General features: G+C 61.8%; 19 protein-coding genes. 14 read left to right on the top strand and 5 right to left on the bottom strand.

The window, feature by feature from the left end:
• The first annotated feature begins 143 nt into the window (after positions 1-143).
• The 7 genes from AWB69_RS01235 (at position 144) to AWB69_RS01205 (ending at position 7,675) form a co-directional block, all read left to right on the top strand.
• Positions 144-1,643, top strand: coding sequence for an aldehyde dehydrogenase family protein (locus AWB69_RS01235; RefSeq protein ID WP_062081202.1), 1,500 nt, complete (start codon positions 144-146; stop codon positions 1,641-1,643).
• A gap of 158 nt (positions 1,644-1,801) precedes the next feature.
• Complete coding sequence (locus AWB69_RS01230) at positions 1,802-2,464, top strand: response regulator (RefSeq protein ID WP_062081200.1); 663 nt, start codon at positions 1,802-1,804, stop codon at positions 2,462-2,464.
• On the top strand, positions 2,464-3,774 hold the full coding sequence (locus AWB69_RS01225; RefSeq protein ID WP_062081199.1) for a sensor histidine kinase: 1,311 nt from the start codon (positions 2,464-2,466) through the stop codon (positions 3,772-3,774). The genes AWB69_RS01230 and AWB69_RS01225 overlap by 1 nt, the downstream gene beginning before the upstream one ends.
• An 89-nt stretch (positions 3,775-3,863) precedes the next feature.
• A complete protein-coding gene (locus tag AWB69_RS01220) occupies positions 3,864-5,399 on the top strand; it encodes a DegQ family serine endoprotease (RefSeq protein WP_062081197.1) in 1,536 nt (511 codons plus the stop codon).
• A 368-nt stretch (positions 5,400-5,767) separates the two neighbouring features.
• Positions 5,768-6,199, top strand: coding sequence for a carboxypeptidase-like regulatory domain-containing protein (locus AWB69_RS01215; protein WP_062081353.1), 432 nt, complete (start codon positions 5,768-5,770; stop codon positions 6,197-6,199).
• 249 nt (positions 6,200-6,448) lie between these two features.
• Entirely contained in the window at positions 6,449-6,811 is a 363-nt protein-coding gene (locus AWB69_RS01210) for a DUF427 domain-containing protein (RefSeq protein ID WP_062081195.1), read from the top strand.
• A gap of 99 nt (positions 6,812-6,910) precedes the next feature.
• The gene (locus tag AWB69_RS01205; RefSeq protein WP_062081193.1) at positions 6,911-7,675 is read left to right on the top strand and encodes a CoxG family protein; all 765 of its coding nucleotides are present in this window, start codon (positions 6,911-6,913) and stop codon (positions 7,673-7,675) included.
• Positions 7,676-7,693: 18 nt separating this feature from the next.
• Here AWB69_RS01205 and AWB69_RS01200 read toward each other — a convergent pair whose 3' ends face one another.
• A complete protein-coding gene (locus tag AWB69_RS01200; RefSeq protein WP_062081190.1) occupies positions 7,694-8,344 on the bottom strand; it encodes a TetR family transcriptional regulator in 651 nt (216 codons plus the stop codon).
• 451 nt (positions 8,345-8,795) lie between these two features.
• Between AWB69_RS01200 and AWB69_RS01195 the strand changes: the two genes are divergently transcribed.
• From AWB69_RS01195 to AWB69_RS01185, 3 genes are read left to right on the top strand one after another with little or no spacing between them, the layout of a single operon-like run.
• Positions 8,796-10,058 (top strand): efflux RND transporter periplasmic adaptor subunit, encoded by a 1,263-nt coding sequence (locus AWB69_RS01195; RefSeq protein ID WP_062081188.1) that lies wholly within the window; start codon positions 8,796-8,798, stop codon positions 10,056-10,058.
• Between the two features lie 28 nt (positions 10,059-10,086).
• Positions 10,087-13,266, top strand: coding sequence for an efflux RND transporter permease subunit (locus AWB69_RS01190; RefSeq protein ID WP_062081186.1), 3,180 nt, complete (start codon positions 10,087-10,089; stop codon positions 13,264-13,266).
• A 1-nt stretch (position 13,267) separates the two neighbouring features.
• The gene (locus AWB69_RS01185; protein WP_082913216.1) at positions 13,268-14,911 is read left to right on the top strand and encodes an efflux transporter outer membrane subunit; all 1,644 of its coding nucleotides are present in this window, start codon (positions 13,268-13,270) and stop codon (positions 14,909-14,911) included.
• 101 nt (positions 14,912-15,012) lie between these two features.
• Here the strand turns inward: AWB69_RS01185 and AWB69_RS01180 are convergent, their stop codons facing one another.
• Positions 15,013-16,386, bottom strand: coding sequence for a nucleobase:cation symporter-2 family protein (locus tag AWB69_RS01180; protein WP_062081184.1), 1,374 nt, complete (start codon positions 16,384-16,386; stop codon positions 15,013-15,015).
• A 444-nt stretch (positions 16,387-16,830) separates the two neighbouring features.
• Here AWB69_RS01180 and AWB69_RS01175 point away from each other — a divergent pair, with 444 nt between their 5' ends.
• The 4 genes from AWB69_RS01175 to fghA all read left to right on the top strand — a co-directional run bounded on the left by AWB69_RS01175 (position 16,831) and on the right by fghA (position 21,647).
• Positions 16,831-18,252 carry a xylulokinase gene (locus AWB69_RS01175; protein WP_062081182.1) on the top strand — a complete coding sequence of 474 codons (1,422 nt, stop codon included), beginning with the start codon at positions 16,831-16,833 and terminating at the stop codon, positions 18,250-18,252.
• A gap of 79 nt (positions 18,253-18,331) precedes the next feature.
• Positions 18,332-19,564 carry an AGE family epimerase/isomerase gene (locus AWB69_RS01170; RefSeq protein WP_062081180.1) on the top strand — a complete coding sequence of 411 codons (1,233 nt, stop codon included), beginning with the start codon at positions 18,332-18,334 and terminating at the stop codon, positions 19,562-19,564.
• Positions 19,565-19,628: 64 nt separating this feature from the next.
• Positions 19,629-20,735 carry an S-(hydroxymethyl)glutathione dehydrogenase/class III alcohol dehydrogenase gene (locus AWB69_RS01165; RefSeq protein WP_062081177.1) on the top strand — a complete coding sequence of 369 codons (1,107 nt, stop codon included), beginning with the start codon at positions 19,629-19,631 and terminating at the stop codon, positions 20,733-20,735.
• Positions 20,736-20,801: 66 nt separating this feature from the next.
• Entirely contained in the window at positions 20,802-21,647 is an 846-nt protein-coding gene (gene fghA, locus AWB69_RS01160; RefSeq protein WP_062081175.1) for an S-formylglutathione hydrolase, read from the top strand.
• Positions 21,648-21,703: 56 nt separating this feature from the next.
• Here fghA and AWB69_RS01155 read toward each other — a convergent pair whose 3' ends face one another.
• The 3 genes from AWB69_RS01155 to AWB69_RS01145 are packed head-to-tail and all read right to left on the bottom strand — an operon-like array spanning position 21,704 to position 24,360.
• Complete coding sequence (locus AWB69_RS01155; RefSeq protein WP_062081173.1) at positions 21,704-22,486, bottom strand: metal ABC transporter permease; 783 nt, start codon at positions 22,484-22,486, stop codon at positions 21,704-21,706.
• Entirely contained in the window at positions 22,479-23,420 is a 942-nt protein-coding gene (locus tag AWB69_RS01150; protein ID WP_062081171.1) for an ABC transporter ATP-binding protein, read from the bottom strand. Before AWB69_RS01150 ends, AWB69_RS01155 begins: the two co-directional genes overlap by 8 nt.
• Before the next feature lie 43 nt (positions 23,421-23,463).
• Positions 23,464-24,360 carry a metal ABC transporter solute-binding protein gene (locus AWB69_RS01145; protein WP_082913215.1) on the bottom strand — a complete coding sequence of 299 codons (897 nt, stop codon included), beginning with the start codon at positions 24,358-24,360 and terminating at the stop codon, positions 23,464-23,466.
• Between the last annotated feature and the right edge of the window lie 305 nt (positions 24,361-24,665).

Raw genomic sequence — 24,665 nt, 5'->3', positions numbered from 1 at the left:
GAAGATCGATCGGCGCGGCCGGCTGGTAGTGCGCGGGTCGTGAGAGTCGTGAGGCCGATGAGCGTAAGCGTCGGCGTCGGCGGCTCCATATGACTGGTAGGTCTCCTTCGGTTCCAACACTCTTCACTTCGGAAAACATCGAGATGCATAACGCAGGACTAGTGGTAGTCAACAACGACGTTCGTTCATTCTTGAAGCGCGAACTGGGGATTTTTGTCGATGGAGCGTGGCAGCCTGCGCATTCCCCGCGCCGGCTCGATATCTTCGATCCCGCGAATGGCGAGCGGATTTCAAGCGTGCCGGACGCGGACGCGAACGATGTCGATCGCGCGGTTAGGAGCGCCCGCGCGGCATTCGACGCCCGCGTGTGGAGCGGCCTGCGTCCTTCAGAGCGCGAGCGCATCTTGTTGCGCCTGGCCGATTTGCTGGAGGCCCACGGCGAAGACCTGGCGCAAATGGAAACCCTCAACCAGGGGCAATCGATCAACGTCGCGCGGGCGGTAGAGGTTGGAGCGGCCATTGAATATGTGCGATACATGGCGGGTTGGGCGACCAAGATCACCGGCGAGACGCTCGATGTCTCGATCCCGTTTCCACCGGGCACGAAATACACGGCCTTCACCCGCAAGGAGCCAATTGGCGTAGTGGCGGGGATTGTGCCGTGGAACTTCCCGCTGATGATCGCCGTCTGGAAGCTCGTGCCTGCGCTTGCGGCGGGCTGTACGGTTGTCATCAAGCCTTCGGCGGAGACGCCGCTCACCGCGCTCAGGCTTGCGGAACTCGCACTCGAGGCGGGTGTGCCGCCTGGCGTTTTCAACGTGATCACGGGCGGACCCGAATGCGGCGCCGCGCTTGCAGCCCATCCCGGCGTCAGCAAGATCTCGTTCACCGGTTCGACGCCCACGGGCAAACTCGTGGGCGCTGCCGCGGTGAATAACATGACGCGGTTCTCGCTTGAACTTGGCGGCAAGAATCCGGCCGTGATGCTCGCCGATATCGATGTCGATCAAGCGGTGAAGGGCGCCGTCATGGGTGGTTTCTTCAACCAGGGGCAGGTTTGCGCGGGCGCCTCGCGGATCTATGTGCATCGCAGCCGATACCGGCAAGTTGCTGATGGACTCGCCGACATCGCCAACGCAATGAAACTGGGTCCTGGCCTTGACCCGTCGGCGCAAATCAATCCGCTTGTATCGGCACGACATCGCGATCGGGTCGAGGACCATATTGCTCGCGCGCATGCGGAGGGTTTGCGCTTCCTTGCGGGCGGTACGCCGGTCATGGGCCGGGGTTACTACGTCCGGCCGACGGTGCTGGCGGACGTACCGGCGGACGCGTCGATCGTACGGGACGAGGTTTTTGGCCCCGTGCTTGCTGTCATGCCGTTCGACGATCCGGCCGAAGCAATCCGTCTGGCGAACGACAGCCCTTATGGATTGGCTGCCAGCCTGTGGAGTAATGACCTCAAGGCGGTGATGAACCTGATCCCTCGACTGGAAGCGGGGACGGTATGGGTGAATTGCCACGTTCCGCTGGATCCGGGCATGCCGTTTGGCGGATACAAGCAGTCGGGGATAGGCCGTGAATTCGGCAAATACGCGATTGAGGGTTTCACGGAGACAAAATCGGCGTGCATTGCTCATTAGCGCCAGCGGCGGGGTCGCTAAAAATGAGCGAACCCAAGGGTGTGCAAGGCGGACGGCGACGAAGACCCGTCTTAAGGCCCTTTTAAGCCCGCCTTAACTCGTCCCGGCTAGAATGGTTGTCCGGGCTGCAAAGCCAAGACAAGCCGTGACCTGAACCGATGCGAATCCTACTGGTAGAAGACGACAGAATGATTGCGGAAGGCGTCCGCAAGGCGCTGCGCAGCGATGGATTCGCGGTGGACTGGGTGCAGGACGGTGAAGCCGCCCTGACGGCGGTAGGCGGGGAACCTTACGATCTCATTCTGCTGGACCTGGGCCTGCCGAAACGCGACGGCCTCGACGTCCTCAAAAGCCTGAGAGCAAAAGGCAACGCGTTGCCCGTGCTGATCGTCACTGCCCGGGACGCCATTGCCGACCGGGTGAAAGGCCTGGACGCCGGCGCCGACGACTATCTCGTCAAACCCTTCGACCTCGACGAACTGGGTGCGCGCATGCGTGCCCTGATCCGCCGCCATGCGGGCCGCGGCGACTCCCTGATCCGCCATGGCGCATTGACGCTGGACCCGGTGGGCCACCAGGTCACACTCGAAGGTAACGCCGTAGCCCTTTCAGCCCGCGAATTCGCGCTGCTCGAAGCCCTGATGGCCCGCCCGGGCGCGGTTTTATCGAAGAGCCAGCTCGAAGAAAAAATCTACGGCTGGGGTGAGGAAATCGGCAGTAATACGGTCGAGGTCTACATCCATTCGCTGCGTAAAAAGCTGGGGCCCGACCTTATCCGCAATGTTCGTGGACTGGGTTACATGGTGTCGAAGGAAGCCTGATGCATTCCATTCGCCGCCAACTGCTGGTCTGGCTGCTGGCGCTGGTGATCGTCGGCGTGGGGTTTGCGGGCTGGCTGATCTACCGTCAGGCGCTGGCCGAAGCGAACGAACTCTTCGATTACCAGTTGGAACAGATCGCGGCCGCGTTGCCGTCGGAGCCGTTTTCGTCCGTGCTGCAATCGCGCAGCGACAGCGACGAAGGCGTTGTGATCCAGATCTGGAACCGTAACGGCGTGCTCATGTATTACTCGCATCCGCGCGTGCCGCTGGCGCCGCATGCGGAACTGGGCTTTTCCACCGAATCCACAGCGCGCGGTGTTTGGCGCGTCTACAGCGCCATTGTCGGCGACAACGTCGTGCAGCTCGCGCAGCCGTTGTCTATCCGCAACCGGCTGGCGGCGGGTGTTGCGTGGCGAACCTTGTGGCCGCTGGTGGTGCTGTTGCCGCTGCTCGGCATGGCGATATGGATCATCGTCGGACGGGGTTTGATGCCGCTGCAACGCGTCACGCGTGCGCTCGACACCCGTCATCCTGAAGCGCTGGAGCCTTTACCCGACAACCGCTTGCCGGAAGAGGTCGTCCCTGTCGTGCGTGCGTTGAACGCGCTGCTCGCCCGTCTCGCGACCGCGCTGGATACGCAAAAGGCGTTTGTTGCCGACGCTGCCCACGAGCTTCGCACGCCGCTCGCCGCCGTGCAGATCCAGTCGCAACTGGTGGCGCGAGCGAAGGACGACGAGTCGCGCAAGGAAGCGCTGGACGACTTGCAAGCGGGTATCACGCGCGCCACGCGGCTGGCCGAGCAACTGCTGGCGCTTGCGCGCTCGGAACCTGATGGCAAGAGCGAAACCAAGCGGGTGGACCTGCACGCACTGCTGGACGAATGCGTGGGCGCGTCCGTGCTGGTGGCGCAACAGCGTGGTGTCGACCTGGGCATTGAAGCGAGCGAACCGGCGACCATCACCGGCGACGCGAATGCGTTGCGCGTGATGTTCAACAATCTCATCGATAACGCCACGAAATACACGCCAAGCGGCGGCCGCGTGGATGTCTGCCTGCAGGTGGACGACGGCAAGCCCACCGTGGAGATCTCCGATACCGGTCCGGGTATTCCCGCCGATGAACGCGAGCGGGTGTTCGACCGGTTTTATCGCGTGGGAGCGGGCTCCAGCCGGGCGCGCACGGACGTGGCGGGCAGCGGCCTGGGCCTCGCAATCGTGCGCCGGATCGCGATGCAGCACGACGCGAAAGTTTCGCTCGCCGAATCGAAAAACGGCGGTTTGCTGGTCTCGATTCAATTCAAATCGGCTTGAAGCGGCCTAAGTCGCCGGCTTTAAGTGCCCTTTAAGCGGGGCCTCTTACTCTTCGTTTCATTCTGAAGCGCATTCCCGAGGAGCACACGATGAAAGCGAAGATCATTTCCCGCAGCGCCGTTGCGGTTGCAGTTGCCGTTGCCTTGTCGGCGGGTTATGTGGCCGGAAACCGGAACGTCCCGGCACCGCAGGTCATCGCGCCGGCGCAAGCCGCGATGATGCCGGCCGAAGCCGCGGCGAAGACCGGTATTCCCGATTTCTCCGGCCTGGTCGAAACCTACGGCCCGGCGGTCGTCAATATCAGCGCGAAACACGTGGTGAAGACCGCGTCGCGCCGCAATGGCATGAACGGCGGCATGAACGGGGGCAATCCGCAATTGCCGATCGATCCGAGCGATCCGTTCTACCAGTTCTTCAAGCACTTCTACGGTAATGGCGTGCCGGGCATGGGTGGCAACGACGGCCAGAATGCCGCCGATACCCCCAGCGAAAGCCTGGGTTCGGGCTTTATCGTGAGCAGCGACGGTTACATCCTGACCAATGCCCATGTGGTCGATGGCGCGAACGTGGTCACGGTCAAGACCACCGACAAGCGTGAGTACCGCGCGAAGGTGATCGGTTCGGACAAGCAGTCGGATGTCGCCGTGCTGAAGATTGATGCGAAGAACCTGCCGACCGTCAAGATTGGCGATCCGAACGGCAGCAAGGTCGGCCAGTGGGTGGTCGCAATCGGCTCACCTTACGGTTTCGACAACACCGTGACGTCCGGCATCATCAGCGCAAAATCGCGCTCATTGCCCAACGAGAATTACACCCCGTTTATCCAGACCGACGTGCCGGTGAATCCGGGTAACTCGGGTGGCCCGCTCTTCAACCTGCAAGGGGAAGTGATCGGCATCAACTCGATGATCTATTCGCAGACCGGCGGCTTCCAGGGACTGTCGTTCGCAATCCCGATCAATGAAGCCATGAAGGTGAAAGATGCGCTGGTGAAGACCGGCCATGTGGATCGCGGCCGTCTTGGCGTGACCGTGCAGGGCATGGACCAGACGCTCGCGAAGTCGTTCGGCCTGCAAAGCCCGAATGGCGCGCTCGTAAGTTCGGTTGAAGCGGGCGGCCCGGCGGCGAAGGCGGGTCTCCAGCCCGGCGACGTGATCCTCTCGGTCGATGGCCAGCCGGTTGCGGACTCGAACGCGTTGCCGTCGCAAGTCGCGGCGCTCGCGCCGGGAACCACGGCGAAGGTGCAGGTCTGGCGCGACAAGGCCACGAAGGACCTGACGGTGACCGTAGGCACGTTGTCCGATACCAAGACCGCCAGCACGGGCCAGGGTGCGGACAAGGGCGATTCGGCATCCCAGGATGCCCGTCTGGGTGTCGCCGTCCGGCCGTTGACGCCTGAAGAGAAGCAGAGCGCGTCGCTGTCTCGTGGTTTGCTGGTGCAACAGTCGGGTGGCGCCGCGGAAAGCGCCGGTATCCAGGCCGGCGACGTGATCCTGGCGGTCAACGGCCAGCCCGTCACGACCGTGCAGCAATTGAAGACGATGGTGGCTCACGCTGGCGACAGCATCGCGTTGCTGATCCAGCGCGACGATGCGCAGATCTTCGTGCCGGTGGATCTGGGTTGATTGCCGGGTGATGCATCAGGTCATGCGCCAGATGATGTAAGCGCCGGCTGAACTCCATCCGATGCGGGAACAGGGCGGCACGCACCGCGGGCCGCCCTGGAAAATGGGGTGGGATGCAGGCACGAACCGTGCTGATAGTTTCTCTCCCGAACCGCTTTGGCCCGACTGCCCAAAACGTTGCGTGCTGGACACGGCAGGGGAAAAGCGGAACGCCGATAAAGGCGTCTGAAGTCCATAAGGAGCAGATGACGATGACCAAGACGACTAAAACAGCGATTGAAGCAAATACCGAAGCAAACACTGGTGCATTGACTAAACACAACCGGCCTGCGGTGACGAAAGCGTCCATTGCGGTGCTCGCGGCCGTGATGACGTTCGGTATGGCTGGTGGCGCGTTTGCCCAGACCGTGGGCGGGGGAACGAGCGACATGAGCAGCGCCGGCAACACGAATGGCGGTGGCTTGCCGCAGATCCAGACGCAGGGTGATGTGTCGTTCACTTCCGGCGGCGTGGGGCTCGACGAATCGCACGCGCTGATTAGCGCGCAGGCGCATTGGCCGCTGTCGCTGCGTTTCACGGGGCCGACGTCGGATTATCTGGCTGACGTCCACGTGCGTATTGCCGATGCAAAGAACACCGAGGTGCTGAAGGCCGACGCTCAGGGCCCATACATGCTGGTGAAATTGCCCCCTGGCCACTACACGGTTTACGCCCGCTACAAGGATTCGGAAAAGAAGCAGGGAGTGACGGTGGCCGGCGATGGCAAGGCGAAGGCCGATTTCCACTGGTCCATGCAGTAAGTCTTCGAACGCCAACAGAAGCAGCATGCGCCGTGACGAGCCACCGTACGCAAAACCGCATATGAAACAAAGGATTGCGATGCAGCGTTAAGTGTGGCGCAGGTACCAAAAGACGTTCGCGGAGCTTGTACAAGCACCCCGAACTTGTCTCATAATGAAAGCCACGGGTCCCGAAAACCCGTGGCTTTTTTATGTCGTTGCTGCAAACACCGCGGCGGCTGTTTCGTTTCCTGGTACCGGGAGCGTGCCATGAGTACCGACACCCATCACATCGAAATTTCGCTGAATGCGCGACGCCATCGCGTGATTCACCAGGGGGTAACGTTTGCCGACACCCATGCGGCCTTGACGCTGAGCGAAACGGGCCACGATCCGGTGCATTATTTCCCGCGTGCCGATGTCAACATGGCGCGCCTCTCGAAATCCACGCACACCTCACATTGCCCTTACAAGGGCGATGCTACGTACTACCATCTGCTGACAGAGGACGGCCCGGTCGAGAACGCCGTCTGGAGCTACGAGCAACCGAAAGAAGGCGTCGCGCAAATTAAAAGCTATCTGGCGTTTTATCCGTCGCGAGTCGATCGTATCGACGAGACGGCCGGTACCTGAAACGCCGGGTCAATATCATTACAGTGGGCGCCATGCGACCTGCATGGGACCAGAGTAAGCGCTGAAGCGCGAACTCTGGCCGACACAGGGGAGAGTCTGATGGAAGTCGCCGATGCCTTACGCATCCCGCTCGAGCCTGCCCAGGTGCGCGAGGCCTTGGGAGATCTTGCGCTGGTGCGCGCGAGTATCGATAACTGCGAATCCCTGGTGCGTCTCGCCGGCGGCGAATATACGTTGAGGTTGACGGTGCCGCTCGGCGCGCTGCGGGCGCACTACGCGATCCGGGCGCACGTCGCCGACGCCACCCGTTTGCCGCGCCATGACGGCCGGCCCGGCGAGGTCGACGCGCAAACCCTCAGTTTCAAGGCGCGCGGCGAAGGCGTGGGATCGTTGCGCGGACAAATCGCGGTGGCGCTGATTCCGGACGAGGACGGGGCATCCACATGGATTGAATACACGGTCTGGGCAACGCTCTCCGGGCCGCTGGCAGGTTTGCCCGCGCGCCAGATCGAAAACTCGCTGCGTGAAGTCGCCGACGATTTTTTCATCGAATTCTGCGAAGTCGTGCGGGCGAAGCATGGCCACCCGCCGGCTGTCATGCCCGAACCGGGAGTCTCGCGGCGCCATGTGTTCTTGCGGCCAATCACCATGTCGGCGGCGTTCGCCCGTCACGGCACCCCCGCGACGCAAAAATCCCGCGCGGCGGCGACGGCCGATGCCATTGGCGGCGTCTTGCGCCACCGGCTCCCCGGTCACGCGCCTCGCCATCCGCATCCGCACAGCCTGCCCGCCTGGGCCTGGGCCGCGATGCTCTGCTGTGTTGCCATCTTCCTGTTTCTCGCACAGCGCTACGGTCTGCGATAGCACCGCAGGAGCGCCCGGCTACAAGGATTCGTCGGGGCGCAGCAGCATGCTGGGGCTATAGCGCATGACGTCGAAACAGGAATCGATCATGCGTTCGGCATCATTCTTGAGATCGATGCTCTCGGGCCACATCAGTGAGTCGTAGAGAATGCCGGTGAAGAGCGCGTGCAGGATGGTGGTGGCGTGGTGCGTGTCGAGCGAGGCCGGCAACTGGCCCTTATCAACCGCATTGCGCAGTCCCCGCTCGATCTTCTCCTTCCCCTCGCGCATGTTCGTTTGATGCCGTTCGCGCACCGGCCCCATGTCTTCCACGAATTCACATTTCAGAAACAGGATGTCGAATACGCGGCGGCGCTGCTCGTCGAGCGCGATATTGCGCATGCACCAGATGAAGATGTCGCGGATCCGGCCAAGCGGGTCCGCCTCTTTGGTGTCGAGCGTTGCTTCGACCAGTTCGTCAAGCGGTAACAGGCTGCGGTCGAACATGGCGGTGAACAGGTCGCCCTTGTTCGCAAAGTGCCAGTAGATTGCGCCGCGCGTAACACCGGCTTCCAGCGCGATGTCGGCCAGCGTGGTGCGCGAAACGCCTTTCTCGAAAAAAACCCGTTCTGCCGCGTCGAGAATACTATTGCGCGTTTCTGCCGCTTCTTCCTTGGTTCGTCTGACCATTATTTCGTGGGTTCCAGCTTACTTGCCCGGCGCAAACATTAACGCCGGCTTACATTGCACTGCAGCGACGTCATGCATTTGTTTATCGCTCACCAGCCCTTCGAGACGATTCCCCTCGCACTGCTCTTGTTCACATATGATCGTCACTTTTACGTTCACTCGTGAATGTATATACAATACCATCCGTCCAACGATAGCCCAAGTAGCACTGACCGGTTAATATCCGACACAGCTTTCAATCCGCCGTCCATCCGCGTGGCCCATCCCAAGGTCGTTGTCAGCGGCAGCCGTAAACATTGACGGCTTCCGGCGCGGAGGACGACTGCTGGTCGGGGCACTGGTTTTTGCGCCCACTGGCTACTGGTAAGCGTCTCCAGACGCTCGTAGCGGCCCGCCCGTAGAAGGCGGCCGCGCACTTATTTCAATCTCAGTCTTTGACAGAGGTCGCTCCATGCGCGTCGAACGGGTTCCATTCCGCTTAATCAGTGCCGCGACGGCTGCCGTGATTCTTGCAGCCTGCGGACAAAAACCATCAGCACCGCCGCCCCAGACACCCGAAGTCGGGGTCATTACCGTTCAACCCACCACCGTTCCTGTCGTGAGCGAACTGCCGGGCCGCACGAGCGCATTTCTCGTCGCCCAGGTTCGTGCACGGGTCGACGGCATCGTGCTGCGCCGTGAATTCACGGAAGGTGCAGACGTGAAGGCAGGCGAGCGGCTCTACAAGATCGATCCGGCGCCGTACATCGCGGCCCTGAATACCGCCAAGGCAACGCTCGCCAAGGCGCAAGCCAACGTGGTCACGCAGAACGCCCAGGCCGCTCGCTTCAAAATCCTGGTTGCCGCAAACGCGGTCAGCAAGCAGGACTACGACAACGCCGTGGCAACCCAGGGCCAGGCTGTGGCCGACGTGGCGTCGGGCAAGGCGGCTGTCGACACCGCGCAGATCAACCTGGGTTATACGGACGTCGTGTCGCCTATCACGGGCCGCACGGGCTTGTCGCAGGTCACGCCGGGCGCTTATGTGCAGGCTAGCGCCGCTACGCTGCTCACCACGATTCAACAGATCGATCCGGTCTATGTCGACCTGACGCAATCAAGCGTGGACGGCTTGAAGCTTCGTCGCGATATCCAGGAAGGCCGTTTGCATACCAGCGGCGCCAACGCCGCCAAGGTCACGCTGATCCTGGAAGACGGCCGCCAGTATCCGGAGGCGGGCAAGCTGCAATTCTCCGACGTGAGCGTGGACCAGGGCACCGGTTCGGTCACGGTGCGCGCGATTTTCCCGAACAAGGACCGCGTGCTGCTGCCGGGCATGTTCGTGCGTGCGCGTATTGACGAAGGTGTGAACGACAAGGCGCTGGTGGTGCCGCAAGTCGGCGTGACGCATGACCAGAAGGGCCAGCCAACGGCTCTGGTGGTCGGTCCGGACAACAAGGTGGCGTTGCGCCAGCTGGTGACGTCGGGTACGTACGGCGACCAGTGGGTCGTGGATAGCGGCCTGAATCCGGGTGATCGCGTGATCGTGCAGGGGACGGAAAAAGCGCGGCCAGGTTCGACCGTGAAGGCTGTCGACGCGCAGCTTCCGGCCCAGGCGGCTCAATCGGCATCGGGTGCCGCTCCGGGCGCGGCTCCGGCGGCAGCGGACGCCGGCGCGAGCGGCGTGGCGGCTTCGAGCAATCCGGCACCCGCATCCGCGGCATCAGGCGCGTAATCAGGCGCAATAAAAGGGAGCCTGTTTCATGGCAAAGTTCTTTATCGATCGCCCGATTTTCGCGTGGGTGATCGCCATTATTCTGATGCTGGCGGGGATCGCTTCGATCTTCACCTTGCCGGTCGCGCAGTATCCGACGATCGCGCCGCCGGCCATTCAGATCAGTGCTACGTACCCGGGTGCGTCCGCCAGCACGGTGGAAAACACGGTAACGCAGGTGATCGAGCAGCAGATGAGCGGTCTCGATCACTTGCTGTACCTGTCTTCCACCAGTGACGACTCCGGTACGGCCACCATTACGCTGACGTTCGCGGCCGGCACGAATCCGGACATCGCGCAGGTGCAGGTCCAGAACAAGCTGCAACTCGCCACGCCGCTCTTGCCGCAAGCCGTTCAGCAGCTTGGCTCCAAGGTGACGAAGTCGAGCAGCAGCTTCTTGATGGTGATGGCGTTCGTCTCCACAGACGGCTCCATGGGCCGTTACGACCTCGCCAACTACGTGGCCTCGAAGGTGGAAGATCCGATCAGCCGTATCGACGGGGTGGGGACGGTGACGTTGTTCGGCTCGCAATTCGCCATGCGGATCTGGCTGGATGCAACCAAGCTGAACAACTACCAGTTGACGCCGCTCGATGTGACGAACGCCGTCTCTGCACAGAACGTGCAGGTGGCAGGCGGCGGCCTGGGCGGTACGCCGGCAGTGCCGGGCCAGATGCTGCAGGCAACCATTACGGAAGCCACGCTGCTGCAAACGCCTGAGCAGTTCGGCAACATCCTGCTGAAGGTGAATCAGGATGGCTCGCAAGTGCGGCTGAAGGACGTGTCGCGCATCGAGCTGGGCGGTGAGAACTACAACTTCGACACGAAGTACAACGGTCAGCCGACCGCTGGTTTCGGTATTCAGCTTGCCACGGGCGCCAACGCGCTGAATACGGCGAAGGCTGTGCGCGCGAAGATCGACGACCTGTCGAAGTACTTCCCGCCGGGTCTCGTCGTGAAGTATCCGTACGACACCACGCCGTTCGTGAAGCTGTCTATTGAAGAAGTGGTCAAGACGCTGATCGAAGGGATCGTGCTGGTGTTCCTGGTGATGTACCTGTTCCTGCAGAACCTGCGGGCCACGCTGATTCCGACCATCGCCGTGCCGGTCGTGCTGCTGGGTACCTTCGCGGTCATGGGGCTGGTGGGTTTCTCCATCAATACGCTCTCCATGTTCGGGCTGGTGCTCGCCATCGGCTTGCTGGTGGACGATGCGATCGTGGTGGTGGAAAACGTCGAGCGGGTGATGGCCGAGGAGGGCTTATCTCCAAGGGACGCCACCCGCAAGGCGATGGACCAGATTACCGGCGCGCTGGTCGGCGTGGCGCTCGTGCTGTCGGCCGTGTTCGTGCCGGTGGCGTTCTCGGGCGGTTCGGTGGGCGCGATCTACCGGCAGTTTTCGCTGACCATTGTCGCGGCCATGATCTTGTCCGTGCTGACCGCGTTGATTTTGACGCCGGCATTGTGCGCGACGCTCCTGAAGCCAATCGAGAAGGGTCATCACGAGGAGAAGAAGGGGTTCTTCGGCTGGTTCAACCGCACTTTCGCAAAGAGCCAGGACAAGTATCACAGCGGCGTGGAGCATGTGATCAAGCGCTCGGGCCGCTGGCTGATCATCTATCTGGTGGTGATCGTCGCGGTGGGTTTCCTGTTCGTTCGCCTGCCGAAGTCTTTCTTGCCTGACGAAGACCAGGGCACGATGTTCGTGCTTGTCCAGGCGCCGGCTGGTTCCACGCAGGAGCGCACGGCCAAGGTGCTTGCCGATGTTTCCAACTGGCTGCTGACGGACCAGAAGGACATCGTCGAAGCGGTCTTTACCGTGAATGGCTTCAGCTTCGCGGGCCGCGGCCAGAACTCGGGCCTCGTGTTCGTGCGGATGAAGGATTACGGACTGCGGCAGCGAGCGGACCAGAAGGTGGGCGCGCTGGTCGGACGGATGTTCGGGCACTTCGCCAGCTATAAGGACGCGATGATCTTCCCGGTCAATCCACCGTCCATTCCGGAACTGGGCACGGCGTCAGGCTTCGACTTCGAGTTGCAGGATCGCTCGGGTCTCGGTCACGCGAAGCTGATGGAAGCGCGCAACATGCTGCTCGGCATGGCGTCGAAGGATCCGACGCTCGCACAGGTTCGTCCTAACGGCCTGAACGATACGCCGCAGTTCAAGGTGAACGTGGATCGCGAGAAGGCGAATGCGCTGGGTCTGTCGCCTGCGACTATCGACCAGGTGTTCTCGATCGCGTGGGCTTCGTCGTACGTGAACAACTTCCTGGACGTCGATAACCGGATCAAGAAGGTCTATGTACAGGGCGACGCGCAGTTCCGCATGAACCCGGAAGACCTGAACAGGTGGTACGTGCGCAATAGCGCCGGCGCAATGGTTCCGTTCGGTGCATTTGGTACCGGCGAATGGATCTACGGTTCGCCGAAGCTGGAACGCTACAACGGTATTTCCGCGGTGGAAATCCAGGGTGCCGCAGCGCCGGGCAAGTCGACGGGTCAGGCCATGCAGGCCATCGAGGCGATTGCGGCGAAGTTGCCGGCGGGTATCGGCTACGAATGGACGGGCTTGTCGCTGCAAGAACGCCAGTCGGGTTCGCAGGCGCCGATCTTGTACGGCATCTCGATTCTCGTCGTGTTCTTGTGTCTCGCGGCACTGTATGAAAGCTGGTCGATTCCGTTCTCGGTGATCATGGTCGTGCCGCTCGGTATCTTGGGCGCGTTGCTCGCGGCTACCTTGCGCGGGCTGGAAAACGACGTGTTCTTCCAGGTCGGCTTGCTGACTACGGTGGGGTTGTCGGCCAAGAACGCAATTCTGATCGTGGAATTCGCACGCGATTTGCGTAGTCAGGGCAGGACCACGGTGGAAGCGGCAATGGAAGCGGCGCGGCAGCGGTTGCGCCCGATCCTGATGACGTCGCTGGCATTTATTCTCGGCGTGTTGCCGCTTGCAGTCAGTAACGGCGCCGGTTCAGCGAGCCAGCACGCCATTGGTACGGGCGTGATCGGCGGGATGTTGACGGCGACCTTCCTGGCCATTTTCATGATCCCGATGTTCTTTGTGGTGATCAGCAAAATCAGCCACGACAAGGGTACGCCGGCACATAACCACGACGGCGACAATGGTGGCCAAGGCGGTACGTCTGCTCCGGCCAAGGAAGGACATTGAGATGCTAAAACACTCCTTGATAGCGGCAGCGGTCGCGCTTTTCGCGGCTGGCTGCACGATGGCGCCGAAGTATGAGCGCCCGGCGGCGCCCGTCGACCAGACGTTCCCGACGGGCGGCATTTATAACCGGCAGCCGGACGCAGCGTCGCCGGCTTCGCCAGGCGCTTCGGCGCAGGAAAAGCCGGCGGTGGACATCGGCTGGCGCGATTTCTTTGCTGATGCACGCTTGCAGCAGATCGTTGCAATCGCGCTGAAGAACAACCGTGATCTGCGCGTGTCCATGCTCAACGTGGCAGCGGCGCGCGCGCAGTATCAGATCACGCGTGCCCAGTTGATGCCCACGCTCGACGCGGTCGGGTCGCAGACGAAGCAGCGCACGCCGGCGAATCTGTCGTTGCCCGGGCAGACCCTCTCGACCACCTATTCGGTCGGAGTGAATGCCTCCTGGGAAATCGACTTCTTCGGGCGGATCCAGAGCTTGAAGGACCAGGCGCTCGAGCAGTATTTCGCGCTTGCGGAAACACGCAAGGCGGCGGAAATATCGCTGGTGTCGCAAGTCGCCGACCAGTACCTGACCATGCTGTCGGACGATGACCTGCTCATCGTCACGCGCAATACGCTGAAGACGGCGGAGGAGTCGTATCGGATCACGAAGCTGCAATTCGATAACGGCGTGGGTACTGAACTCGCCGTGCGTCAGTCGGAAGGCGTTGTGGAAACGGCTGGGGCCAACCTGCAGTCGCAATTGCGTCTGCGGGCGCAGGATGAGAATGCGCTGGTGCTGTTGATGGGCGAGCCGTTGCCGGCAGATCTGCCGCCGGGCTTGCCACTCGACAGCCAGAACCTGCTCACCGATATCCCCGCCGGCTTGCCTTCGGACCTGCTCACGCGGCGTCCGGATATTGCGTCGGCGGAGCATTCGCTGCTCGCGGCGAACGCGAACATCGGTGCGGCGCGTGCGGCGTTTTTCCCGAAGATTTCGCTGACGGGTAGCTTTGGGACCTTGTCGCCGACGCTTGGCGGCTTGTTCAAGCCGGGTTCGGCGGCGTGGTCGTTCGCACCGCAAATCTCGATTCCTATTTTCGAAGGCGGGGCGAATCTTGCCAACCTGGATGTCGCGCAGATCCAGAAGCGCATCGAGATCGCGACCTACGAGAAGGCGATCCAGACCGCGTTCCGCGAAGTGGCCGATGGACTGGCCGCGCGTGGGACTTACGACGAGCAAATCAAGGCGCTGGAGTTGAATGTGAAGTCGCAGTCGCGCAGCCTGGAGCTGTCGGATATGCGATATCGCAACGGTGTGGACAGCTATCTGGCCGTGCTGACGGCCCAGACGAACCTGTACACCGCGCAGCAGTTGCTGATTGCGGCGCGGCTGAACCGGGCGACGAATCTCGTCGATTTGTATCGTGAGCTGGGTGGCGGCTGGATCGAGCATGCCGGCGATCAGCCACGTCCTTCGGATGCCATGCCGAATTACCGCGATATCGGCACGCCGACGGCAGCCGTTGCGCCTGCGGCTTCCGCTACGGCAGTCAGCTCGGCTTCAACGGGTCCTGCGAAGCTGGTGCCGGTGCAGCATCTGGTGCCGGCGGCCAAGCCCCAGGTCGATGCCGAGGGGAAAGCAGCGGGATCGGCTGGATAAAGTTGCAGGTGGCTCAGATGTTAAAAAAACCGCAGCCCTTTGGGGCTGCGGTTTTTTTTATCGTCTCTCAGGTCTGCACCAACCGCGTTTTGACGTACCCCTCAGTGCTTCACTTTCGCCGTCCCGTCAAAATCCCTTCCGGCACGATGGATCGCACACGTCGCCTCGCGTTCCTTCCTCACCCCGTTGAACACAATGTTCAGCAGCACCGCCGACACCGACGCCAGCAGGATCCCGCTATGCAGAATCGGTTCCAGCGCGTGCGGTAACTGCGAAAAGAACTTCGGCGCGACCACCGGCACGAGTCCCAGTCCGATACTCACCGCGACGATAAACAGGTTGTGGTGATTCTTGACGAAATCGACCTTCGACAGCACCTTGATCCCGTTCGCCGCGACCATGCCGAACATGACAATGCCCGCTCCGCCGAGCACGAACGGCGGCACGGAGGCCACTACCTGCGCCATCTTCGGAAACAGCCCGAGCGCCACGAGGATCACGCCGCCCGTCGCGCAGACGAACCGGCTCTTCACGCCCGTGACGCCGATCAACCCGACGTTCTGCGAGAACGATGTATGCGGAAACGAGTTGAAGATGCCGCCAATGAGCGTCCCTAATCCATCGACTCTCAATCCGCGCACCAGCGCATCCTGATCGACGGGACGCTCGACCATGTCGCCGACGGCCAGGAACATGCCCGTCGATTCAATGAACGTGACGAACATGACGATGACCATGGTTGCAATGGACAGCGGGTCGAAGTGCGGCAGGCCGAAGTGAAACGGCAGCACGATGCCGACCCACGGCGCGCTCGTCACGCCGTTGAGATCAACACGCCCGAGCGACGCTGCAATCCCGAACCCCGCCACGATCCCCAGGAGAACGGAAATATTCGCTATAAATCCGCGTGCGAACTTGTTGATCAGCAGGATCAGCATGAGCACGACAAGCGCCAGCAGCAGATAAACCGGATTGCCATACTCGGGGTTCCCGACACCCCCGGCTGCCCAGTTGATGCCCACGCCCATCAGCGACAAACCAATCACCGCGATCACGGTGCCGACCACCACGGGCGGGAAAAAGCGCAGCAACTTTCCGATCATTGGCGCGAGGAAAATCCCCACCACGCCCGCCGCGATCGTCGCACCGAACACATCGAGAATGCCTAGCCCCGGATTCGTGCCGATGGCAACCATCGGGCCGACAGCGGCAAACGTGCAGCCCATGATGACCGGCAAGCGGATGCCGAAGATCCAAAGGCCCAGCGTCTGGATAAGCGTTGCGACGCCGCACGAGAACAGATCGGCGCTGATGAGGAACGCGATCTGGTCTTTCGGCAGTTTGAGCGCTGCGCCAAGAATCAGCGGGACCGCGACGGCGCCCGCGTACATCACGAGTACATGCTGAATGCCTAGCGTAAGCAACTGGGCGGCGGGTAACCGTTCGTCGCACGGATGAACCGGGGTCGATGCCATGTTGTCTCTGTCTCCGTTGTGTCGTGTCGACCGGAGTTAGCGCTTTAGCGCTTACTCCGGTCCCATGCTGGTTGTTCGCGGTCGACCGGAGTTGGCGCTTTAGCGCTTACTCCGGTCCCATGAAAGTTGTTTGCTCTTCAAGCGTGTCGAATTAGCGATTCAAGGTAAGCGGCGCAAAAAGCGAGAACAAGTCGACGTTGGCGTATGGCCCCCTTAGCCGGGCTGATATGCCGCGAGTGCCTTAATATCGTGTCTGGCGTAGTGAAGCCACGGCTGGCGGGCGAAGGACGATTGGCGTCGCGCCTGGCAGGGCATTCGGATACCCGGCGTGGTTATGATGGTTATCTGCCGCTCCGCATAGTCGGTTTTCCGGAGGCTCGGTGCAGGCAGCGGGTAAACCCGTCGCAACCCGTTTTTACCGCTTATTTTTTTCTACGAATCTCCATGCGATTTCTTGGCATCGATCTGGGCACGGCTTCGCTGAAACTCGCAATCGTCGATGAAGACGGTCACGAACGCGCCTTCGCGAGCGTCGCGTACGCAGTCACGACGCCGTTTCCCGGCTGGGCGGAAACGTCCGTGGAATCCTGGTGGAACGCGTTGCGCGATGCAGCCGCGCGCCTGCCCGCGCATGAGCGCGAGCAGGTGAATGCGATCGGTTTCTCAGGGCAGATGCATGGCGTTGTTGTCACGGATGAGAACAACCACGCGCTGCGTCCCGCGATGTTATGGCCCGATACCCGCGCGCTCGATTTGCTCGACGCATGGCCCGCACCGCAACCGAATCCCGTCGCACCCGGCATGGCGGGGCCGTTGCTGCGCTGGCTTGCGGTGAACGAGCCCGCGGTGATGAACAAGACACGCTGGGCCCTGCAGCCGAAAGACTGGTTGCGCACGGCGTTGGGCGGCGAAGTCTGCACCGATCCGTCGGACGCGTGCGCCACCGCGCTTGCTGCACCTTCGGGTGTATGGGACGACGCGTTGATTGCGGAAATCGGGTTGCGGCGCGAGTGGTTTGCGCCGCTCGCGCCATCGTATGCAGCGGCTGGCACGTTGAACGCCGAAGGCGCGAAACTGCTCGGCCTGCGGGCGGGCATTGTGCTGGCCGTGGGCGCCGGCGACACCGCGTGCGCTGCACTCGGCAGCGGTCTTTTTGCCGATGGCGACGCGTTGCTGACCACCGGCAGCGGCGGCCAGATCGTGGTGGTGTCTGCCGATGCGCCGGCCTCAGTCACCGGCCTGCACGCGTATCGAGCGGCGACTGATCAGTGGTATCGAATGGCTGCGATGCAGAACGTGGGCGTGGCGCTCGAAGCGGTGCGGGGCTGGCTCGGCTACACGGACTGGCCGAGCGCTTATGAAGACGCGTTCAGTGCGCCGGCGTCTACGCACCTGACGTTCTTGCCCTATGTCAGCGGTGAGCGTTCGCCGTGGATGAACCCGGCGGCAAGGGGCGGGTGGCTCGGCCTCGGCCTGGGCGACACACGCGGCACGATGATGCGTGCGGCCTTCGAGGGCGTAGCGTTCGCCCTGCGCGCCGGCCTCGATGCCATTCGTCTGAACAGCGGATCTTCTGCCGTGGTACGAACCCTGCGGCTTGCTGGCGGCGGCTCAATCGATCCGCGCTGGCGCCAGCTTCTGGCCGACGCGCTCGACGCCGACCTGCAAGCCGTCGATTGCCCGAATGCGGCCACGCGCGGTGCGGCAATGCTGGGCGGTATCGCGCTCGGGTCCTGGCACGCGGCAGATCTGGCGGCGCTGGCGCCATCGGCGACGCTCGTGGCATCGCCGGGTGACGACGAGGATCTGGCGCTCCGTCATACGCGTTTCATCGATTTATACCAGCGTAACGCGAGCTGGTTTTAACGCATGATTTCGACCTCCGCTTAAACTAACGCTCGCTCAAGCGAATCCAAGAGACAGCACGAAAAGCCCGATACGACATATGTCCGATACAACCACGTCCCCGATTTCAGATCCCGACCATCCCGACTTTCGCTCGCGCGAGTTCCTGCTGGATCACGCATTGCGGACCATGACCTTTTATCACCCGCACTGCATGGATCCGGCGGGCGGTTTTTATCATTTCTACCAGGACGACGGCACTATTTACGACCGCAAGTCGCGGCATCTGGTGTCGAGCACGCGCTTCGTTTTCAACTACGCCATGGCGTACAAGCACTTCGGGCTCGATGAGTACCGCGGCGGTGTCCTGCATGGCATTGAGTACTTGCGCGAGTTTCATCGTAATCAGCAGACCGGCGGTTACGCGTGGACGCTCAACGGCCGTGATGTTACCGACGCCACCAATCATTGCTACGGCCTCGCGTTCGTCGTGCTGGCTTATGCGAAGGCGCTGGAAGCGGGTTTCGAAGAAGCGCGCGGGTACCTTGAAGAAACCTGGGACCTGATGGAGACGCGCTTCTGGGACGCGGCCCACGGACTATACAAAGACGAGGCGAGTGCTGACTGGGTGGTGTCGGACTATCGCGGACAAAACGCCAACATGCACGCCTGCGAAGCGATGCTCGCTGCCTTCGAAGCATCGCAGGATGTGCGTTATCTGGACCGCGCCGCGCTGCTCGCCGACAACATGGTGAATCGCCAGGCTGCGCTTGCCGGCGGGCTGGTCTGGGAACACTACAGGCCGGACTGGTCGGTCGACTGGGAATACAACAAGGGCGACAAGAGCAACATCTTCCGGCCGTGGGGATTCCAGCCGGGCCATCAGACCGAATGGGCGAAGCTGCTGCTGATTCTCGACCGGCATCGTCCGGACCCATGGCACGTCACGCGCGCACGGGAACTGTTTGACCGCGCGCTGGAATTTTCGTGGGACCACGAGCACGGCGGGATGGTGTACGGCTTCGATATCAAGGGTGAGTTCTACGACGAAGACAAGTATTTCTGGGTCCAGGCAGAGTCCCTGGCCGCGGCCGCGCTGCTCGCCGACCAAGCTGCGCGGGTCGGTGACACGGCTACGGAAGCGCGTTACTGGAACGATTACGACCGTCTGTGGGCCTATAGCTGGGACCACTTCGTCGATCACAAATGGGGCGCGTGGTACCGGATACTCGCACGCGACAACACGAAATACAGCAACGAAAAAAGCCCGGCCGGGAAGGTCGACTATCACACCATGGGTGCATGCTACGAAGTACTAAACGTCGTGTCCTGACACAGTGCTACGTGCTGCCCGCCAGCCCACTCTGAATCAACGATCAAGGAAAGGAGTCGAACACATGAAGACGAAAGCCGCCATTGCATGGGAAGCCGGAAAGCCGCTCACCATCGAGGAAGTGGATCTCGAAGGGCCGCGCGCCGGTGAAGTGCTGATTGAAGTGAAGGCGACGGGCATCTGCCACACCGACTACTACACGCTCTCGGGCGCTGATCCGGAAGGTATCTTCCCGGCAATTCTTGGGCATGAAGGCGCTGGCGTGATCGTCGACGTCGGTCCGGGCGTGGGCACGTTGAGGAAGGGTGACCACGTTATTCCGCTGTACACGCCCGAATGCCGGCAATGCAAGTTCTGCCTGTCGCGCAAGACCAACCTGTGCCAGGCGATTCGTTCTACGCAAGGCCGCGGCCTGATGCCGGATGCCACGTCGCGTTTCTCCATCGGCGGCAAGCCGCTGTTTCACTACATGGGCACGTCCACGTTTTCAAACTACATCGTCGTGCCGGAGATTGCGGTGGCGAAGGTGCGTGAAGATGCGCCGTTCGACAAGATCTGCTACATCGGTTGCGGCGTAACCACGGGCGTGGGCGCGGTCGTGTATTCGGCGAAGGTCGAGGCCGGCGCGAACGTGGTGGTGTTTGGCCTTGGTGGTATCGGCTTGAACGTAATTCAAGGCGCGAAGATGGTCGGGGCGGACAAGATCATTGGCGTTGACCTGAACCCGGGCCGTGTGGAGCTTGCAAAGAAGTTCGGCATGACGCACTTCATCAACCCGAACGAAGTGCCCAACGTGGTCGATCACATCGTGCAGTTGACCGATGGCGGCACGGACTATTCGTTCGAATGTATCGGCAACACGAAGGTGATGCGCCAGGCGCTTGAGTGCACGCATAAAGGCTGGGGCCAGTCGTTCATCATCGGCGTAGCGGCGGCGGGCGAGGAGATCAGCACGCGGCCGTTCCAGTTGGTGACAGGCCGTGAATGGAAGGGCTCGGCGTTCGGCGGTGCACGTGGACGTACCGACGTGCCGAAGATCGTCGACTGGTACATGGAAGGCAAGATCAATATCGACGACCTGATCACGCACACACTGCCGCTCGAGCGCATCAACGAAGGCTTCGACCTGATGAAGAAGGGCGAATCGATCCGCTCGGTGGTGTTGTATTAAGTGTATTGAGCGAAGCACGAGCCGGGGCGGCGCGCCGCCTCGGCAAAATAGGGAAGGGATGAAGCAATGCTAGAACTTGTGGAAGAACATAAGTGCTGCGGCGGCGTGCAGCGAACCTATAAACACGACTCGGAATCTATTGGCTTGCCCATGCGCTTCTCGGTGTTCTTGCCGGCCGAGGCATCCAAGGGGAAAGTGCCCGCGTTGTTTTATCTGGCAGGCCTCACTTGCACCGAAGAGACCTTTCCGATCAAGGCCGGCGCGCAGCGTTATGCGGCCGAGCATGGCATTGCATTGATCGCGCCGGACACGAGCCCTCGCGGTGCAGGCGTGCCGAACGAAAGCGCTGCGTGGGACTTCGGCGTGGGGGCGGGGTTTTACGTCGATGCCACGCAGGAACCGTGGGCGCGCAATTACCGGATGTACTCATATGTGACGCAGGATCTGCTCGCGACGGTGCTTGCTGAATTGCCGGTGCGGGAGGATCGGCTGGGTATTTTTGGACACTCGATGGGCGGCCACGGTGCGCTGGTTCTCGCGCTGAAGAACCCGGGCATTTATAAGTCTGTGTCCGCGTTCGCGCCGATCGCGGCGCCTTCGCAATGCCCTTGGGGTGTCAAGGCGTTTTCAGGCTATCTCGGCGAGGATCGGGAAACGTGGAAGCAATATGACGCGAGCGAACTGGTGAAGACGGCGGCGTCGAAATTTGAAGCGGGCATCCTGATAGACCAGGGTCTCGCCGATAACTTCCTCGCGGCGCAGTTGCATCCGGAGTTATTCGAGGCGGCGGCCAAGGCGGCAGGGCAGGCGGTGACCGTGCGCAGGCATGAAGGTTATGACCACGGGTACTACTTCATCTCGACGTTTATCGGCGAGCATATTGCGTTTCATGCACGGACGTTGTGTGCTTGAGAGTGGATCACGTGGAAGCGCGTGTGCGCTTTCGCTTTCATCGTTCACGTCCAACTTCATCTCCGCCCCAACAAACTCAATCCATACACCCCCGCCGCCAGGATCGTGATCCAGAAGCTGGTTGGCCAGTCGGTGTAATACGCCAGCGTCAACCCCAACCACGCCTGCGCGAGCGCGAAAACCGCCGCCAGCAGCACGCCGGTGGACAACCGCGTCGCTACGTTCTGAGCCGCCGCAGCCGGTCCCACCATCAACGCGAAGACCAGCAAAACGCCCACTATCTGCGTCGATGCCGCCACCGCCAGCGCCGTGATCGCAAGGAACAGGATGGACATGAGGCGCAATGACACCCCTTTGGCTTCGGCCAGTTCCGGTTGCAGCGAAGCGAACAACAACGGCCGCATGATGATCGCGAGCGCGCCAAGGCTGACCACCGCGAGCCCGAGGAGCACCACCAGCGTTTCATGGCTCACACCGAGCACATTGCCGAACAGCAGCGCGGTCGCCTGGCTGGCGTACGCGGTGAAGAAGTGCAGGAACAGCAAGCCGAAGCCCAGCGACAACGTCAGGATCACGCCGATAGCGACATCGCGTCCAGCGAGCTTTTCGCCGAGCGCGCCCATGCCGATACCCGCCGCGAGCGTGAAGCCGATCATGCCCCAGAGCGGCGACACGCCGGCCAGCACCGCGCCGGTCGCACCGGTGAAACCCACGTGCGATAACGCGTGACCCGCGAAGGTCTGGCCGCGCAACACAAGGAAGTAGCCGACCACGCCCGCCAGCACCGCGACAATCCCCGACGCCACGAAGGCGTTTTGCATGAACTCGTATTCAAACATCGTGGGAATGCGTTCCGGTGTGGTGATGAGCGTGACCGTGGCCGTGGCCGTGGCCGTGGCCTTGAGCGTGGTCGTGATCGTGGGAATGAGAGTGGCCTTCGGGACCGTCTTCGTGCGCGTGATCGAGCTTGTCGACTTCCACGTCGCCCGCCATCACGAAGATGCGGCCGTTCACGCGCATCACGTCGATGGGCGATCCATATAGCTGCGATAAAACCGGCTTCGTGATGACTTCATCGATCGTACCGAGCGCCGCACTTCCATTGCCGAGATACAGCACACGGTCGATGGAGTTGAGCAGCGGATTGAGTTCGTGCGCGGAGAACAGCACGGTAATGCCGAGTTCACGCTGCACGCTGCGCACGAGATCGACCACGCCGGTTTGATGACGCGGGTCGAGACTGATCAGGGGTTCGTCGAGGAGCAGGAGTTTCGGGTCGCCAAGCAGACATTGTGCAAGCAGCAAACGCTGCCGTTCGCCGCCCGACAACTCGGACAACGGCCGCATGGCGAGCGTCCGGGCGCCGACCAGATCGAGCACGCGGTCGACATCGGCACGTGCCGCGGCGTTCGCGAGCGGCAGGCCCCAGCGGTGCCCATTAGCAGCCATGGCGACGAAGTCGCGGCCGCGCACATGCCGGCCGGCAAGACCGCTGCGCGTTTGCGGCATGTAGCCAATCGACGGATTGCCGCGTACGACCGGTGCACCGTTCACGCGAATCGCGCCCTTCGATAACGGCAACAACCCCAGCATCGCGCGCATCAGCGTGGTCTTGCCGGCGCCGTTCGGACCCAGCACGCCGATAAACTCTCCCGCCGCGACGGTAAAGCTGGCGTCCTTCAGGATCGGCCGTCCGCCGAGTTCGAGCGCAACGTGTTCGACTTCCAGCGCGCCCGCTTTACCTCGTGCTGAACCCGGGTCCGGAGCCGTCATTGCAATGCGCCCGAAAGCGCGATTTTGCTACTGCCACATCCCGTCATTGTGTTTTTCCCTGCAGCGCAACCGACAACGCGTCGAGCTGCGACGTCATCCATGTCTGGAAGGTCTTGCCGGCGGGCAGCGTCTCGGTGACGCTGATGCTCGGCACGTGTGAATCGTGGGCGACTTTCAACATGCGCTTCGTGAGTGCTTCCGTAGCCTGGCTGTTATAGATCAGCACGTGCACGCGGCGCTCGCGCAGATCTTTTTCGAACGCGGCAATATCCGTCGCGCTTGGTTCCGTGTTGTTCATCGCGGCGAGCTGGAAGCTGTTGTTACGCATGTCGAGGCCGATCGCATCCGACATATAACCGAACACCGGCTCCGTCGCCGTCACGGGTACGCCCTTGTACTGGCTCTTGAGCGCGGCGACCTTGTCGTCGATGGGTTTCACCGACGCCAGGAACGTCGCGAGGCGCGCATCGTAGTCAGCCTTGTGCGCCGGGTCCGCCTGGACCAGATACTGGCTCACTGCTTTCGCCACCGTCGGCATGGTCGCCGGGTCATACCAGAGATGCGGATTATCGCCGGATTTCCTGCCCATCAGTTGCGCCGCGACGATAGTCGTGCGCCCCTTGCCCTTCGACGCCGACAGCAGCTTGTCCATCCACGGATCGTAATCGGCGCCGTTATACACGACAAGCACCGCATTCTGCAACGCGCGCGCGGTCTTTGGGCTGGCTTCGAACAGATGCGGATCTTCGTCGGGGTTGCTCAGGATGCTCGTCACCTGGACATGAGTGCCGCCGAGCTGGCGCACGACATCGCCGTAGAAATTCTCGGCCGCGACCACCGGCACCACGCCTGTAGACGCCGTCTGCGCCGTGGCTGTGCCGCAAAAGCTGGCAGATAAGAGAGCGGCGCAGGTCAGGATGGCGGCGGCAAGTTTGCTCATGGTGTTTCCTGGAATGGGGTGGAAAGAGGCCGACGGGTGGGTAGCGTTCGCGTTTTGCGTGCACGGCTACGACCGCCCGAATCGATCGTGATGATATAACGTATCACTGTATTTTGCATCCGCAGGCACATGACGAACGCCTTTCCGGGTGTCCTCCGATAACCCGCAAACCCACGCTGGTTGGGGTTTTCCCGCAGTTTTGAGGTGCTTTGCGCGTCGCAGCATCGAAACATGGCGGCGTGCCTTGACACCGCCTCACACCTCACCGATCATTCGACCACGCAGAGAGCAATTGATCGCGCAAA

This window comes from Caballeronia udeis (assembly GCF_001544555.2).
GTDB classification, from domain to species: Bacteria; Pseudomonadota; Gammaproteobacteria; order Burkholderiales; family Burkholderiaceae; genus Caballeronia; species Caballeronia udeis.
The sequence above is the reverse complement of the archived record's forward strand: the minus strand, read 5'-3'. Positions and strand labels throughout refer to the sequence as shown.